This is a genomic window from Streptomyces sp. NPDC046915 (genome assembly GCF_040644935.1).
Classification (GTDB): domain Bacteria; phylum Actinomycetota; class Actinomycetes; order Streptomycetales; family Streptomycetaceae; genus Streptomyces.
Genome location: NZ_JBEYXB010000001.1, coordinates 1,037,075 through 1,052,681, shown reverse-complemented (window position 1 = coordinate 1,052,681; position 15,607 = coordinate 1,037,075). Strand labels below are relative to the sequence as shown.

Here is a 15,607-nt window from a genome sequence, read left to right as displayed (position 1 = left end):
ACGGCACTCCGCGAGCACGTAGTCGACGCCGGTCACCTTTCGGGCAGCGAATGTCCACAACGCCTTCACTAGCGTCCACAGCGTGCCGCCCGCTTCCCGCCTCCTCGATGCGTGGCCCGGCGGCTCGGGAACACGACACGCCCTCACGGCAGACAGGATTCCACCATGTTCGACATCTCCGCGGTCGCCGCCCTGCCCAGCCCCGACCTGCTCACCCCGGACAACTGCACGGTGTTGTTCGTCGACCACCAGCCGCAGATGTTCTTCGCCGCGTCCAGCGGCGAGCGGGGCGAGATCATCAACGCGACCGTCGGCCTCGCGAAGTCGGCCAAGGTGTTCGATGTCCCGGTGGTGCTGAGCACCGTGGCCGAAAAGCAGTTCTCGGGCGCGATGATCCCGCAGCTCAAGGCCGTTTTCCCGGATCAGCAGATCATCGACCGCAGCACGATGAACGCCTGGGAGGACCCCGCGTTCGTGGAGGCCGTCAAGGCCACGGGGCGTACCAAGCTCGTCATCGCGGGACTGTGGACGGAGGTGTGCCTCGTGCTGCCCGTGCTGTCCGCGCTGTCCCAGGGATACGAGGTGTACGTCGTCGCCGACGCGTCGGGCGGAGTGAGCCCGCAGGCCCACGAACACGGCATGCAGCGCATGGTCCAGGGCGGAGCCGTTCCGCTGACCTGGCTCCAGGTCCTGCTGGAGCTCCAGCGTGACTGGCTCCGTACCGAGACCTACGGCGCCGTCATCGAGGTGGTGAAGGAGCACGCCGGCACTTATGGCCTCGGCGCGGTCTATGCCGAGTCCATCATCGGTTCCCACACCGCCGGCTGACCGACGGGCAGGGTACGCGGACAGGGGTCAGGACGCCGTCGGCGCGCCCGGCGCTTCGCTGGAGCCGTACCCGGGCATGCGAGCGGATCGGGTCAGCCGGCGAGCGACCGGGCGGAGTCGTCCGCCGTGGCGGGATCGTCGGGGACGGCTTCGTCGCTGTTCTCGAAGTGGCCCCGTCCATTCCCTCACACGGTCGAGGCGCGCGAGAGACGCGGCCGAACACGGAGCGCACCGCGCGAGGGACACCGACCAGCTGCATCGCATCGCGAAAGGAGGATCTCATGGTGTGGTCCGGGGTTCACCATGCGGCGGAACCGCCGATGATCGGTCGGCACTCGGAGCGAGCGGCGATCGGAAGGCTGCTCGAATCGGTCCGTGACGGCTTCAGCGGAGTCCTGGTGCTCACCGGCGACGCGGGAGTGGGCAAATCCCGGCTCCTGGAGTACGCCGCCCAGTCCGCCCAGGACCTGACAGTCGTCAGGCTGGTCGGCGTGGAGGCCGAGACACGACTGGGCTACGGAGCCCTGCACCGGCTCCTGCGGCCCTACCTCGGCCGGCTGTCGGCTCTGCCGGAGCGGCAGCGTGACGCCCTGAACACCGCGTTCGGCCTGACCGATGCTTCGCCGTCCGACCGCCATCTGGTCGGCTTGGCCACGCTGACGCTGCTCTCGGACGCGGCCTCGGCGGCGCCGATGCTCTGCCTGGTCGACGACATGCAGTGGCTGGACCGCGAGTCGGCGGAGACCCTGGCGTTCGCGGGCCGACGCCTGTACGCGGACTGCCTCGGGCTGCTGTTCGCCAGCCGTGACGGGACCGGCGACCACGACGTCTTCGGCGCCCTGCCCACACTCCGGCTGGAGGGACTCGCGGACGTGGAGGCCACGGCCCTGCTGACCGCCGGCGTGACCGGGCACCTGGACCAGGCGGTCGCCGAGCGGCTCGTCACCGGCACCGGAGGCAACCCGCTCGCGCTCCTGGAACTGGCGGTGAACCTGGGCCCGGAACAGCTGGCCGGGGTCACCCCACTGCCCGACCCGCTGCCGGTGAACCGGCGGCTGGAAGAACACTTCCGGCGGGCGGCGGCGCTGCTGCCCGCCGACACCCAGACCCTGCTGCTGCTCATGGCCATGACGCCGACGGACGACCAGGCGGCGCTGTGGCGCGCCGCCGGCGCCCTGGGGCTGTCCATCCGGTCCGCCACGCCCGCGGTCGCCGCGGGGATACTGCGCCGCGGGACCACCGTCGAATTCCGCCACCCGCTGATCCGTTCGGCGGTCCACTCGGCCGCGTCCGCCGAGGAGCGACGCAGTGTCCAGGCGACACTCGCCGCCACGAGCGCCCCCGAGCGCCGGGCCTGGCACCTGGCCGAGGCGACCGACGGTCCGGACGACAGCGTGGCCGCGGAGCTCGAAGCCGCCTCCGAACTCGCCCAGGCGCGTGGCGGATACTCCGAACAGGCCCTCGTCCTCACCCGGGCGGCGGAGCTGACCGCCCATCCGGGCAAGCGGGCCGAGCGGTATCTCGACGCGGCGGCGGCACACCTCACCTCCGGCAATCTGCCGGCGGTCCAACCGCTGCTCGAACTCGCCACTCCCGACCTGACCGGGCCGGCCGCCCGGGTCCACGCGACACGGCTGCGGGCGTCCGTCGAGATGTTCCACGCCCGCCCCCGCGGGCTGCCCGCGATGCTGCTGGACGCGGTGGCCGACCTCGGCACCAGCGATCCGATGGCGAGCTGGGACCTGCTGCGCGAGGCGACACAGGCCGCGATCATCGGCGGCCGGATGATCACGGGGACCACACCCATCGAGGTCGCCGAGGCCGCCGCCGACGCCTGGCGCGAAACGGCGTCGCCGGCCTGGAGCCCCGATCCGCTGATGGCGGCGCTGGCGCGCTCGATCGCCCACGGCTACGCGGCGGGAGCCCCGGCCCTGGCCACGGCCCTGGCCCGGTTGCGCACCGCCGACGAACTCCAGGAGCAGAATGCGTTCAGCGTCATGGTCAGCATCGCGTGCGACGAGTTGTGGGACATCGAGGCCAAGCGGGAGATCCTCGGGAAGCTGGTGACGGCGGACCGCGATCGCGGAGCGCTCCACGGGCTCAGTATCGCCTTGAACGCCCTTGCCACCGTGGAGATCTGGGACGGCCGGTTCGCCGCCGCCGAGAGCTGCTACATCGAGTCGGACGACTACATGACCGCGACCGGATTCCGCGCGTCGGGAGACTTCAACAAGGCCCTGCTGTACGCCTGGACCGGTCAGGAAGCCGAGCTGCGGGCCGCGGTCGCGACGATGGGCGCCCTGGCCGAGAACCTGGGCATCGGACTGACGTACCCGTGGATCGGCCAGGCCCTGAGCATCTTCGAGATCGGTCGCGGGCGGTATCGGGAGGCGCTGGACGCCCTGCTCCCGGTGTTCACCGACCCCCCGTTGGTCCTGGGCGATCTCAATCTCGCCGGAATGGTCGAGGCCGGGCTGCGGGCCGGCGACCGGACGGCCGCCGCCATGGCCATGGAGCGCATGGAGGAGCGCGCTCCGCTGGCCGGAACCCCATGGGCGTTGGGGCTGCTCGCACGCTGCCGGGCCCTGATGACCGACGACGACGGAGCCGAGCAGCTGTACCTGGAATCGATCGCGCAGCTCGGGAAGGTCCCGGTGGCCGTGGAGCTGGCATGGTCGCGCCTGCTGTACGGCGAGTGGCTGCGCCGGCGCAGACGTCGTGCCGACGCCAGGGTCCAGCTGCGGGCCGCGTACGAGTCCTTCGAGTCCTGGGGAGCCGCGCCCTTCGCCGAGCGGGCGAGGGTGGAGTTGCTGGCCACCGGGGAGAGGGCACGTAAACGAACGGTCGACACCCAGTTCGACCTCACCCCGCAGGAGCGTCATGTGGCGATGCTGGCCGCGTCGGGGTCGACCAACGCGGAGATCGCCACCCAGCTGTTCGTCACCACCTCGACCATCGAGTTCCACTTGAGCAGGGTGTTCCGCAAGCTCGGTATCACCTCGCGCAAGCAGATCGGGCGCAGGCTGAGTGAAACCGATTCCGGCGATTGACGGCGGGGCGTGCCGGCCCGGCGGGCTCCGCCCGGCTCGGCCGGCCTGCCCGGCGGCGGTCGCCGCCGAACGGTGGTCGCCGAGGCGATCACGAGATGGCCGGGGAACTCGTAGCCGTTGCGCTGCGCCCACAGTCCGTTGCGCCACTTCACGGCGCGGAACCCGTCGTCGCGGAACTCCTGGACGCCGCCCTCCGGTCCCGCACCGCCCAGTTTGTGGCTCACCTTCTGTATTCCGTGCCCGGTCAGCAGGAGTCCTGTGATGACACGCAACAACAGCAGCCCAGCATTCATGGCCGCGCCCTTCTGAATCGTCCGAACCCGTCCGTGCAGACAGCTCAGCACCGGGCGGCGCGCCCTCGAACCGGGGTGGCTCCCCGGTGCGAGCAAAACGTGGACCGGTGTGGAATACGACCGACCGGCGCCATCGGTGCCGGCGGGGACCGGCCACGAGGAGGCGGCGATGACGGGATCCGGAGCGCTGAGGATGACGGATCACGCCGGCGTCCCGCTCACCCACGGCCGGCCACGGGTCAACGGGGTCGATCTGCACTGTGCGACGGGCGGCAGTGGCGACCCGGTCGTCCTGATCCACGGCGTGCCGAAGACCATGTTCTTCTGGCGCCACGTCATCCCGCTGCTCACACCGCACTACACGGTCGTCGCGGTGGATCTGCGCGGATTCGGCGGCTCCGGACGTCCGTCGACCGGGTACGACACGCGGACCCTGGCCGCTGACATCGCCGCGCTCATGACAGCGCTGGGCCACGACCGGTACCGCGTGGTGGGCGAGGACTGGGGTGCGGCCGTCGCCTACGCCGTGGCGGCCTTCCACCGCCCGAAGGTCGTCCAACTCGTCTTCCAGGAGACGAGACTGCCCGGCCTCCGGGTCCCCGACCTCGGGCCGCTCGCCACCGAGGATCCCCGCACCGGCTGGCATCGCTCGTTCTTCGGCCTGCCGCACTACCCCGAACTGCTGATCGCCGGCCGGGAGCGTGCCTTCTGGACGTACTTCATGCGGCGGATCATGTGGGACCCGAGTGCGTACACGGACGTCGACGAGGACGAATACACGCGAGGGCTCGAAGAACCGGGCGGCAACCACGCGGTGTTCGAGCTGTACCGGGCGACCGAGACCGACGCCGACCAGAACCGACCGCAGTTCGCCGTCCCGCTGGAATGCCCGGTGCTGGCCGTCGGGGGGCGCGCCTACCTCGCCGCGGAGCCTGGTGAGCAGATGGCTCAAGTCGCGGTGAACGTCACACCTGTGGTGATCGAGCGGGCGGGGCACAACATCCCGTTGGAGGCGCCCGTCGAACTCGGGCGCTGCTACCTCGACTTCTTCGCGACCGCGGAGGAATGACAGTTCAGCGAGAACCCCCTGTGCCAAAAGCGCCGGAGGCAGGGCACCACCGACGTGAAGCTGGGCCCGCCCGAGCGGCGGCCCGAGGTCCGGGCCCTCCCGGTCTTCACCGCCGTGGACGACGAGCATGTCGCCGCCGTCAAGGAAGCGGCCGGGCACGTGCCCACCGCGGGTGCCGTACTCACCGAGCACGTCCTGGTCACCCTCCGCCAAGCCGCCTCCCAGCACCCGCTCGACGAAAGCCTGCCGGCCCGGCCTATCGAGGTGCTCGCCGCCGCGGGCCGTCAGTCCGAGGCCCTGGAGACCTGTCAGGTCGTACGGGCTCGGATCGCCGACGAGATCGGCCTCGACACGGTCCCGGACTGCACGAGGCACAACGCACCGACCTCAGCCGCCTGGACGGCGTACTCAGCGTGACCGGTGCGCAGCTGGTGGCCCGTGACGTCGTGCAGAACCTGCTGGCGGAGATCGCCCGTACCCGCCCCGGCACACCGGTGACCGTGCTGCGGGGAACGGCCGATGCTCCGCCGCTCGCCGTTCCGCCGACCCTCCACGCCGGGCTCGCGAGAGGCCGCCGAACTGGCAGCCCCGTGCGGCCCAGGGTTGCGGGCTGGACCGGGCGCCGTGCAGGCCGGTCACCGGCGGATGTCGTGACCTTCCGGCAGCGGGCCGGCAACTCCGGTGGGGCGAAGGGGGTTTGCTCAGGCGGTGCGAGTGAACCGGGCGGGGTGTCCTTCTCCGCGCCCGGCCATCTGCGCGCCGGGCTGTAGAACCTCGGCTCAGCGCACCCGGCCCCGCGCCTTCAGCGGCCCAGGCGGCAGTTCCGGCGCACGCAACGGATCTCCGTCATACCCCTTCACGACCCCGAACCTCGACCCGCTCAGCCAGTCCTCCCGGGCCTGCTCGATCTCCGCCTGCGAACGCCCCACGAAGTTCCACCACATGATGAGTTCCTCGGCGAACGGCTCGCCGCCGAGCAGCATGAGACCGGTGTCGGACTCGGCCCGCAGGGGCAGTTCGGTGCGGCCGCTGCCGAGGTACAGCATGGAGCCGGGGAGGACGGGCACGTCGTCGACGTGGACCTCGCCGGACATCGCCAGGACGCCGTACTCGAAGTCCGGTTCGAGGGGCAGCCGGATGTCGGTGCCCCGGGTGAGTGCGAGGTCGGCGCCGACGATCGGCGTGTACGCGGTGCCTGGGGAGGTGGCGCCGTCCAGGTCGCCGAGGAGGACGGTCGCGGTCAGGCCGGGTGCGGTGACCGTGGGCAGCGCCGCATGGTGTTCGAACATCGGCTCGGTGTGACGGTGGGCGTCGGGCAGCGCGACCCAGAGCTGGGCGCCGTGCAGGTAGCGGGCGTGCGACCTCGGGCTCTCCTCGGAGTGGCTGATGGCCCGGCCCGAGGTCATCAGCCCGAGCTCCTTGGGGCGGATCGTCTGGAGGCTGCCGGTGGAGTCGCGGTGCAGCACCTCGCCCTCGTGCAGCCAGCTGACCGTCTGGAGGCCCATGTGCGGGTGGGGCGGCACCTGCATGCCGGGTTCGTCGGCGATGTCGTCGGGCCCGTAGTGGTCGACGAACGCCCAGGCGCCGATCATGCGCCGTCCCAGGTTCGGCAGCAGCCGGCGCACCTCGGTCGACTCGCCGAGTCTGACGTGCCGGGGGCTCAGCAGTTCGCGGACGGGCTCGGCGACGACGAATCCGCGGCCACCGCACACGCTCGGTACGGGAGCGCGGTCAAGGTTGCTCATGCCGCCCAACCTAGCCCTTGTCACCCCCTTCCCGCGCGGACACCACCGCCCCTCCCCGGGCGGTCAGCCGGTCGTGGTGAATCCGTCCCTGAGGGTGTCGAGGACGGGGCGGAAGGTGGCCCACCGGGCGTCGGGGGCCGAGAGGTAGAGGTCGTACTCCCGGCCGCCCTCCCTGCCGTAGCCGAGGTCGGCGGCGCGGAAGACGCGGGCGCGGCCCCGGAAGGTGAACTCCCACACCACGGCCGGCTCTCCCCGGAACGCGGTCCGCTGCATCCGCAGCCTCCGGTACGTCGGGTAGTTGACCTTGGTGTTGGTCTCGATGTCGGCGAAGTGGGCCATCGGGCTCGCCCCGGCGGGCTCGACCATGCCGATGGTGATCCCGGCCAGGCCGGAGGGGTCGGTGTAGGTGACCTCGTCGCTCGCGCCCGGTCCCGCCTTCCAGCCGTCGGGGACGGGGAAGGAGACGCCGAGCCGCCGGTCGGCGACCCGGTGGTAGCCGTCGGGGAGGGCGGGGGACGGAGTGCTCCGGACGCCGGAGGTGTTCCTGCCGCCGTGGTGCGACGTGGTGGCGTACAGCCCCGCGGTGACGGCCGCGGCGGCGAGGACGGCCGCACCGGACCCGAGGGCGAGGCGGCGCGTGCGGCGGCCCCGGCGCTCGCGCCGGCCGCGGGACCGGGGCGGTTGGGGCTCAAGGCCGGCGGGTGGGACGGCCGTCGTCGCGGCGCCCGCCACGGCGGCCTTCAGTGCACGTTCCGCGTCTTCCGCCGAGGGACGCCCGTCCGGGTCCTTCGACAACAGGGCCCCGATGAGCGGTTCCAGCGGACCGGCCTGGCGCATCGGCTCGGGCGGGTCCGTGGCGATGGCGTACGCGGTCTCCATCGCGGTGTCGCGGCGGAACGGCGGCCGGCCCTCCACCGCCTGGTACAGCGTCACGCCCAGCGACCACAGGTCGGAGGCCGGCCCGGGTTTCCGCCCGCGGATCCGCTCCGGCGCCATGTAGTCGATCGAGCCGACCATCTCCCCGGTCCGGGTCAGGGTGGACGACCCGTCCGTGAGCGCGATCCCGAAGTCCGTGAGGACGATCCGGTCGCCGGTGCCGAGCAGGACGTTGCCGGGCTTGACGTCGCGGTGCAGGACACCGGCGGCGTGGGCGGCACGCAGGGCGCCGGTCATGCCCAGGCCGATCCGGGCCGCCTCCGCGTGCGGGAGTGTCGCGCCGCCCTTGAGGAGGCCGCCGAGCGTCGACCCGGGGACGTACTCCATGACGATGCAGGGCCGGCCGTCGTCGTCCACGACGTCGTGGACGACGACCACGTTGGGGTGGACGACGCGGGCGGCGCTGCGGGCCTCCCGGCGGGTGCGCTCGTAGCGGGTGGCGAGCTCGTCGTCGGACAGGTGCGGTGGGGCGTGCAGCTGCTTGAGCGCGACCTGGCGGGCGAGCACCTCGTCCTCGGCCCGCCACACCGTGCCCATGCCGCCCCGGCCGATCCGCTCGGTGAGCCGGTAGCGCCCGGCGACGAGCCGCCCCGCGTCCGACACCGCGCTGCCCTCCGTCGGTTGTGCCCCCTTCGTCATGCCCCGTCACCATAGTCGCCGGTGTGCGGCCGACCGCCCGGAGTGTGGGCGGGCTCACGTGGGCGGGGTTCCCGTGCCTGCCGACATCAGGCGCGGGAACCCCGGTCTCAGGGGACGGGCGTCAGCGCGCCGTCAGCTTCCACAGGTGGTCGGCGGTGCCGTTGTCGTCCCACTGGAGGACCTGGGCGCCGGAGGAGGTGCTCATCGAGTCCACGCCGAGCAGGAGGCCGCTGTTGTAGTTGGCGATCTTGTAGTAGCCGTCGCCGGACGGGATCAGCTGCCAGAGGTGGTCGGCGGTGCCGTTGTCGCCCCAGATCAGGGCCGTGCCGCCGTCGGCGGTGTTCATGTCCTTGATGCCGAGGAGCAGCCCGCTCGCCTTGTTGGAGATCTTGTAGAGGCCCGAGCCGGCGGAGGTGAGGGTCCAGTTCTGGGTGCTGCCCGTGCCGGAGGTGGCCTGGACGGCCACGGTGCCCTGGGCCGTGCCCGACCCCTGGGTGTCCAGCGCGAGAGCGCTGTTCTTGTTGGTGATCTGGTAGGTCCCGGCCAGGGAGGCGGAGGTGCCGGTCGGGGTGATCGTCAGGTGGTAGCCGTCGGTGGCGTTCGTCGTCACGGGGACGGTGATCTGGCCGTTCGAGACCGTGTAGTCGGTGTCCGAGACGGTGACCGGGCCGGACACCGCCGTCGTACGGCCCTTGGACGGCGTGTACTCCAGCTTCACGTGCACCTTGCCGCTCAGCGCCGACAGGGAGCCGAGGCCCTTGACGGTGACCGCGCTCGACCCGGCGCCGCCGCCGAAGACGACGCTGATCTGCTTGCCGTCGCTCGTGAGGGAGGCGGCGCCGTCGATGCCGGTCTGTGCCGGGGGAGTGGTGACCAGCATGGTGCCGGACATGGCGCCGTACCACTTGTAGAGCCAGTACGAGCCGTTCGGCGAGGCCCCGGTGTCGGTCAGGGTGTCGCCGAGCGTGTCGTAGTGGTTCCAGAAGGCCAGCTCGGCGTCGTGCACGCCGGCCCGCTCGAACTTGGCGACGTAGCCGACCAGCGAGCCGGGCACGCCGACCTCGCTCGGGGTGCCGTACTCCTCGATCGCGATCGGGCGCGGGCTGATGCCGAGGCTGCTCTCCAGCGCCCGGTACGCCGAGACGTGCGCGGCGATGTCCTTGCTGCCCTGGAGCTCGTGCCAGGCGATGATGTCCGGCACGGTGCCACTGGCCTTGGCGTCGGTGAGGAACGTGCTCATCCAGGACTGGTTCCACGCCGAGTAACTCGGGCCCTGGACGGGCGTCTTGGTGTCCTTGGCGCGGACCTCCTTGTACGTGCGTGCCCAACCGGCGTCGAACGTGCCCGCGTTGGTGGTGTCCCAGGTCCAGTCGGGCTCGTTCCACAGCTCGTACGCGGCGATGTTGGTGGCACCTGAGGACCGTACGGAGGCGACCTGCTTGTCGACCGCCGACAGCCAGTCGCTCCAGCTCACCCACTTGTAGGGGAAGTTCGGGTACCAGTCCGGCATGCGGACGACCACCTTGGCGCCGGCGCGGGCGGCCTTGGCGGCCACCACGAGCGCGTCACCGGCCGGCTTGGGCTCGCCGTTGGGCAGCTGGGAGCCGCCGGGGGCCATCTGCACGAAGGTGTTCGGGCTGAGGGGGGTGACCAGGCTGTCGGCGGGGGTCGTGGAGTCCGCCAGGCCGTAGAGGCTGCCCGTGGCGACATGGGTGACCGGGCGCAGGGTCTGGTCGGCGTTGACCACCAGGGTGGTGGCGGCGGTGGGGGCCGCCTGGGCGGGGGTTGCGAGCGCGGCCGTGAGGACGGCCGTGCCCACGACGGCCGTCAGGCGTCCGGAGAGTCTCGTGCGGCTCATGGAAGGGGGTTCTCCTCACGAAGGGGAGGGGATGGGAGGGGGAAGGGAGTTCTGACGCGCTCATTCCTTCACGGCGCCCGCGGTCACACCCGCGGCCACATAGCGCTGTGCGAGGACCAGCAGGACCGTTGCCGGGACGGACGCGACGACGGCGGTGGCCATGATCGCGTTCCACTCCTGGTTGTTGTTGCCGATGTAGCGGTAGATGCCGAGGGTGATCGGCTTGAGGTCGCCGCCGCCGTCCAGGGTGTTGGCGAAGACGAAGTCGCTCCAGGCCCACAGGAAGCCGAAGAGCGAGACGGTGACGATCGCGTTGCGGCTCAGCGGCAGCACGACCGAACGAAAGGTGCGCCAGGCGCCTGCACCGTCGATCCGGGCGGCGGAGATCAGTTCGCCGGGGATGCCGGACATGAACGCGGTGAAGATCATCACGCCGAACGGCACGGCGATGGTGGAGTCGGCGACGATCAGTCCCCACCAGGAGTTGAGCAGCCCCAGGTCGAGGAAGATGCCGTAGAAGCCCATCGCCATGACGATGCCGGGGATCATCTGCGCGATCAGCAGCCCCAGGCTCAGCGCACCGCCGCCGCGCGGGCGCAGCTTGGCCAGGGAGTAGCCGGCGGGGGCGGAGATGACGAGGGTGAGCGCGACGGTGCCGAGCCCGATGAGCAGGCTGGTGCCGAGGTAGGGCAACTGGTCGTCGAGCACCGCCTTGTAGCCCTCGAAGGTGGGGTGCAGCGGGAACAGGTCGGGCGGGTCCTTGCGCATGTCCTGCTGCGGGGTGAGGGACACGTTCAGCATCCAGTACACCGGGAACAGCATCAGCGCGGTGAGGACCAGCCCGACGGCCGTGTGACGGCGGCCGGACGCAGGGGACTTCACGGGAGGGGGCTTCACGCTTCCTGCCTCCTCTGGACACGGATGTACAGCAGACCGAAGACGAGCGCGATGAGGATGAGGATGTCGCCGACCGCCGCGCCGGGGCCGAACTTGGGCAGCAGCGTGCCGAAGCCGAGCTGGTACGACCAGGTCGCCAGGGTGGAGGAGGTGTCCCCGGGGCCGCCCTTGGTCATGATCCAGATGAGGTCGAACACCTTGAGGGTGTAGACGAACCCGAGCAGCAGCGTGATCGCCGACACCGGGCGCAGCAGCGGGAAGGTGATCCGCCGGAACCGCTGCCAGGCGTTCGCCCCGTCCAGGGCCGCCGCCTCGTACAGCTCGCCCGGGATGTTCTGGAGCCCGCTGTAGAGGATGACCAGGTTGAACGGGATGCCGATCCAGATGTTGGCGACGATCACCGAGGTCAGTGCCCAGTCCGGGGAGGTGAGCCAGCCGACCGGGTCCACGCCGAGGAAGTGCAGGAAGTAGTTCACCACGCCGGACTCGCTGTTGAACATCCACGACCAGGTCGACGCCGACACGATCAGCGGCAGCAGCCACGGGATCAGGAACAGCGCGCGAAGCGTGGCGGAGAGCCGGAAGTGCCGGTTGAAGAAGACGGCGAGGGCGAGCCCGATGGCGTACTGGAAGGCGATCGACACGAAGGTGAAGACCATGGTGTGCCGCATGGCCGGGCCGAACGTCGGGTCGTCCAGCACCTTCTGGAAGTTGTCCCAGCCGGAGAAGGGCGCGTCCCCGGCCACGAAGGACCGGACGGTGTAGTCGCGCAGGCTCAGATCGAGGTTGCGGTAGAGGGGATAGACGTAGAAGGCGGCGAGGTAGGCGATCAGCGGGGCGGCGAAGGCGAGCGCGGTCAGGCGGCTCCGGCGCCGCTGCCGGCGTTCCAGCGGCGGCCGGGCGGAGCCGTTCGTCCTCGGCGCGGCCGGGGCCCGGCCCGGCCGGTCGACTCGGGCGATGGTCATGTCGCGGGCCTAGCCCTTCCGGGCGCTCGCCTGGGCCGTGTCCAGGGCGGCCTGGGCGCTCTTGCCGCCGGACAGGGCGGACTGGACGGCGGTCCACATCGGCTGGGAGATGGTGGGGTACTTGGAGCCCAGCCCGCCACTGGTGCGGCCCCGGGCGGCGGCCACGGCGGACACCCACGGCTTGAGCTCCGGGTTCTTCCCGACCTGCTGGGCCTGTACCGCGGCGGTCGGGGCGATGTACGTCAGGGTGGTGTCGGTGGCCAGCAGGTTCGCGGAGCTGGTCAGACAGGTGACGATCTTCTTGCTGACGTCGTAGCGCGCGGTGTCCTTCTGCACGGGGACGGTGACGAACTCGCCGCCCGTCGGCACCGGCGCCGGACCCCCGTTCTGTGCGGGGATGTTGATGATGCCGTAGCCGAAGCCCGCCTTGTCGGCGTTGCCGAGCTGCCAGGTGCCGTTCTCGCCGAACGCGTAGTCCCCGGTGGCGAACTCCTGCCAGCTGGTGGTCTGCGTGTTCTGGAGGACGTCCTTCGGCGCGTAGCCCTCGTCGACCCAGTTCTTCCACAGGGTCAGCGCGGCCGTGCCCTTCGCGGAGTTCAGCTCGGTGAGGTCGCCGCCCGCGCCCCAGAACCACGGCAGGAACTGGAAGCTGCCCTCCTCCGTGTTGATCGCGGAGAACGTGATGCCCTTCTTCCCGGCCGCCTTGACCTTCTTCAGGGCCGCGGTGAGGGAGGCCCAGTCCTTGACCGAGGCCGGGTCGACCTTGGCCGCGGACAGCACCTTCTTGTTGTAGTAGAGGGCGAGGGTGTTGGCGCCGATCGGGACGCCGTAGGAGGCGTTGTCGATGGTGCCCGCGCCGATGATGTTCTTCTGGATCGAGGCCGTGTCGAGCCCGACGTCGCTCGTCTTGTTGAGGATCCCCGCCTCCACCAGCGTCGAGACGACCGGGTTGTCCACGAGCATCACGTCGGGCGCGTTGCCCTGCTGGGCGGCCAGCAGCGCCTTGTTGCCGAGGTCGGTGGTGTCGTACGCGGTGCGCTTGACTCTCACCCCGGCCTTCGTGCCGCACTGACTGACGAGCTTGCCCCAGGGCGAGGAGGCGTCGAACTGCGGGTACGGGTCCCAGAAGGTGTACGTCCCCCCGGACGTCTTGGAGGAGCCCGAGTCGTCGGAGCCGCCTGCGCAGGCGGTGAGGGAGGCGAGGGCGCTGACCGCGGCTGTCGCGGCGAGGAGGGTGCGGCGGGTGGGTATCACGGGGCTGACCTCGTTGTCGTAGGAGGGTTGTTCAGGAGGTGGGCAGCCAGACGCGCATGCTGCCGTCTTCGCGGTTGGCCCAGGCGTAGTAGGGGACGGCGGTCAGTTCGACGGGCTCGCCGTCCGTTCCGGGGGAGTCGCCGGCGGTGGCGTACGGCCACCAGCCCGCGTCGGGGAGGTGCCGCCGCCGGCCCGCCGCGACGACCGTCGTGACGCCGCCGAGCAGGTCCGGGCGGTGCTTCACGGCGAGCGGGCGGGTGGTGTCGACGACGATGTCGTCCAGTCCGCCGCCGGGGTGGTCGGCCTGCTCCAGGCAGTACACGAGCGGCCCTCGCTCGATCGCCACGCAGCCGCGTACGGCGTCCACGCGGGGGTCCGCGGCCGTCAGCCGGGGTTCCAGGCCGAGTTCGAGGACGACCTGGTCGCCGGGGGACCAGGTGCGGGTCAGCCGCAGCCAGCCGTCGGTGACGGGGGAGTCGTACGTCTCGTCCCCGCACCGCACCCGGTGGTCACGGCACCACTGCGGGATGCGCAGGGAGAGCGTCCAGGGGCGGTCGGTGGGGGTCTCCTCGACGGTGAGGGCGATGGTGCCGTGCCAGGGGTAGTCGGTCTCGCAGCGGACGGTGACGCCCTCGGCGGCATAGCCGCCGTCGACGTACTGGTGGATCTGGAGGCCGCCTTCGTCGGCGCTGGCCAGGTAGTGCTCCAGGGAGGCCAGCAGCCGCATCACGTTGGGCGGGCAGCAGGCGCAGCGGAACCAGCGGGTGCGGCGGGCCGACTGGTCGCCGCCGGGGTCGGTGTGGCCGTCGCGGACCTGGAGCGGGTTGACGTACAGCCAGCGCTCGCCGTCCAGGGAGACACCGGCGAGGAAACCGTTGTAGAGGGTGCGCTCGATCAGGTCGGAGTAGCGGGCGTCCCCGGTGAGCAGGGCCAGGCGCCAGCTCCACTGCACCGAGGCGATCGCGGCGCAGGTCTCGCAGTAGGCGCGCTCGTTGGGCAGTTCGTAGGGGTCGCCGAAGTCCTCCTGGTCGTGGTGGGCGCCGAGACCGCCGGTGAGATGGGTCTTGGTGGTGGTCATCGCCCGCCACAACCGTTCGTTCGCGGCGCGGAGTTCGGGCTCCCCGGTCTCCGTGGCCAGGTCGGCCGCCGCGGCCAGCAGGTACAACTGCCGTACGGCGTGCCCCTCGACGTTCGTCGCCTCGCGCACGGGGACGCGGTCCTGACAGTAGGCCTCGCCGCCGAGCAGGCCGTGGCCGTGGCGGTCGACGAAGTAGCCGGCCAGGTCCAGATAGCGGCGCTCACCTGTCTCCCGGTACAGCTCGGCCAGGGCGGTCTCCACCTCGGGGTGGCCGTCGATGCCGTCGATGGGCCTGCCGCTGCCGGGCGGGCCGAAGACGGAGTCGATGTGGTCGGCGAACTTCCTTGCCACGTCCAGGAGTTCGGTGCGCCCGGTGGTCCGGTGGTGGGCCACGGCCGCCTGGATGAGGTGGCCCGCGCAGTACAGTTCGTGGCCCCAGCGCAGGTCCTGGTAGCGCTCGCCGCCCTTGACCAGCTGGAACCAGGTGTTGAGGTAGCCGTCCGGCTGCTGGGCGGCGGCGACCAGGGAGACGATCCGCTCCACATCCGCCGCCAGCTCCGCCGAGCCGCCGTCGGCCAGTTGCCAGGCCGCCGCCTCCAGCCACTTGTAGACGTCCGTGTCCACGAACGGGTAGGCACCCTGGAACTCGCCCTCGGCCGTGCCCGCCGCCAGCCGCAGATTGTGCAGGTTGCCGGCGGACTCCAGCAGGCCGGGGCCCTGGGGGAGGGACACGCGGGCGTTGGTCGCGCGGCGGGCGTGCCAGAAGCCGGAGCCGATGCGGGTGGCCGCGGGGCGCAGCGCGGCGTGGGCGTCCGGGCCGGGGCGGACCGGGCCGAAGGAGGAGGGCCGGCCGGCGGGAGAGGACGGGGTGGTGGGGGAGGACGCGGCGGTGGGGGAGGACGGGGCGGAGGGGGTGCGGGGCATGGCTCTCCGGGGTCGGTGGGTGGCGGCGGCACGGAACCACTGTGCGCAACCATTTTGCGCAACCGTTTTCT

At 71.4% G+C, this 15,607-nt stretch carries 12 protein-coding genes; 5 read left to right on the top strand and 7 right to left on the bottom strand.

Annotated features, from left to right (window positions below):
* Nucleotides 1-165 precede the first annotated feature (165 nt).
* The 5 genes from ABZ915_RS04695 to ABZ915_RS04675 all read left to right on the top strand — a co-directional run bounded on the left by ABZ915_RS04695 (nt 166) and on the right by ABZ915_RS04675 (nt 6,010).
* On the top strand, nt 166-828 hold the full coding sequence (locus ABZ915_RS04695; RefSeq protein WP_361795680.1) for a hydrolase: 663 nt from the start codon (nt 166-168) through the stop codon (nt 826-828).
* A 320-nt stretch (nt 829-1,148) separates the two neighbouring features.
* Entirely contained in the window at nt 1,149-3,878 is a 2,730-nt protein-coding gene (locus ABZ915_RS04690; protein WP_361795677.1) for a LuxR family transcriptional regulator, read from the top strand.
* Nucleotides 3,879-4,340: 462 nt separating this feature from the next.
* Nucleotides 4,341-5,240, top strand: a complete 900-nt coding sequence (locus tag ABZ915_RS04685) for an alpha/beta hydrolase (protein WP_361795674.1) — start codon at nt 4,341-4,343, stop codon at nt 5,238-5,240.
* 54 nt (nt 5,241-5,294) lie between these two features.
* On the top strand, nt 5,295-5,657 hold the full coding sequence (locus tag ABZ915_RS04680; RefSeq protein ID WP_361795671.1) for a BTAD domain-containing putative transcriptional regulator: 363 nt from the start codon (nt 5,295-5,297) through the stop codon (nt 5,655-5,657).
* Nucleotides 5,654-6,010: a hypothetical protein gene (locus tag ABZ915_RS04675; protein WP_361795668.1), complete on the top strand. Its 357-nt coding sequence runs from the start codon at nt 5,654-5,656 to the stop codon at nt 6,008-6,010. Before ABZ915_RS04680 ends, ABZ915_RS04675 begins: the two co-directional genes overlap by 4 nt.
* A 9-nt stretch (nt 6,011-6,019) precedes the next feature.
* Here ABZ915_RS04675 and ABZ915_RS04670 read toward each other — a convergent pair whose 3' ends face one another.
* From ABZ915_RS04670 to ABZ915_RS04640, 7 genes are all read right to left on the bottom strand, one after another.
* Nucleotides 6,020-6,985: a pirin family protein gene (locus ABZ915_RS04670; protein ID WP_361795665.1), complete on the bottom strand. Its 966-nt coding sequence runs from the start codon at nt 6,983-6,985 to the stop codon at nt 6,020-6,022.
* Nucleotides 6,986-7,048: 63 nt separating this feature from the next.
* Nucleotides 7,049-8,560, bottom strand: coding sequence for a serine/threonine-protein kinase (locus ABZ915_RS04665; protein ID WP_361795662.1), 1,512 nt, complete (start codon nt 8,558-8,560; stop codon nt 7,049-7,051).
* A gap of 121 nt (nt 8,561-8,681) precedes the next feature.
* Nucleotides 8,682-10,418 (bottom strand): RICIN domain-containing protein, encoded by a 1,737-nt coding sequence (locus ABZ915_RS04660; RefSeq protein WP_361795659.1) that lies wholly within the window; start codon nt 10,416-10,418, stop codon nt 8,682-8,684.
* 60 nt (nt 10,419-10,478) lie between these two features.
* Nucleotides 10,479-11,240, bottom strand: a complete 762-nt coding sequence (locus ABZ915_RS04655) for a carbohydrate ABC transporter permease (RefSeq protein WP_361795858.1) — start codon at nt 11,238-11,240, stop codon at nt 10,479-10,481.
* A 71-nt stretch (nt 11,241-11,311) separates the two neighbouring features.
* Complete coding sequence (locus ABZ915_RS04650) at nt 11,312-12,280, bottom strand: sugar ABC transporter permease (RefSeq protein WP_361795656.1); 969 nt, start codon at nt 12,278-12,280, stop codon at nt 11,312-11,314.
* Between the two features lie 9 nt (nt 12,281-12,289).
* A complete protein-coding gene (locus ABZ915_RS04645) occupies nt 12,290-13,534 on the bottom strand; it encodes an extracellular solute-binding protein (protein ID WP_361795653.1) in 1,245 nt (414 codons plus the stop codon).
* 31 nt (nt 13,535-13,565) lie between these two features.
* Entirely contained in the window at nt 13,566-15,536 is a 1,971-nt protein-coding gene (locus tag ABZ915_RS04640; RefSeq protein ID WP_361795650.1) for a beta-L-arabinofuranosidase domain-containing protein, read from the bottom strand.
* Nucleotides 15,537-15,607: the final 71 nt, after the last annotated feature.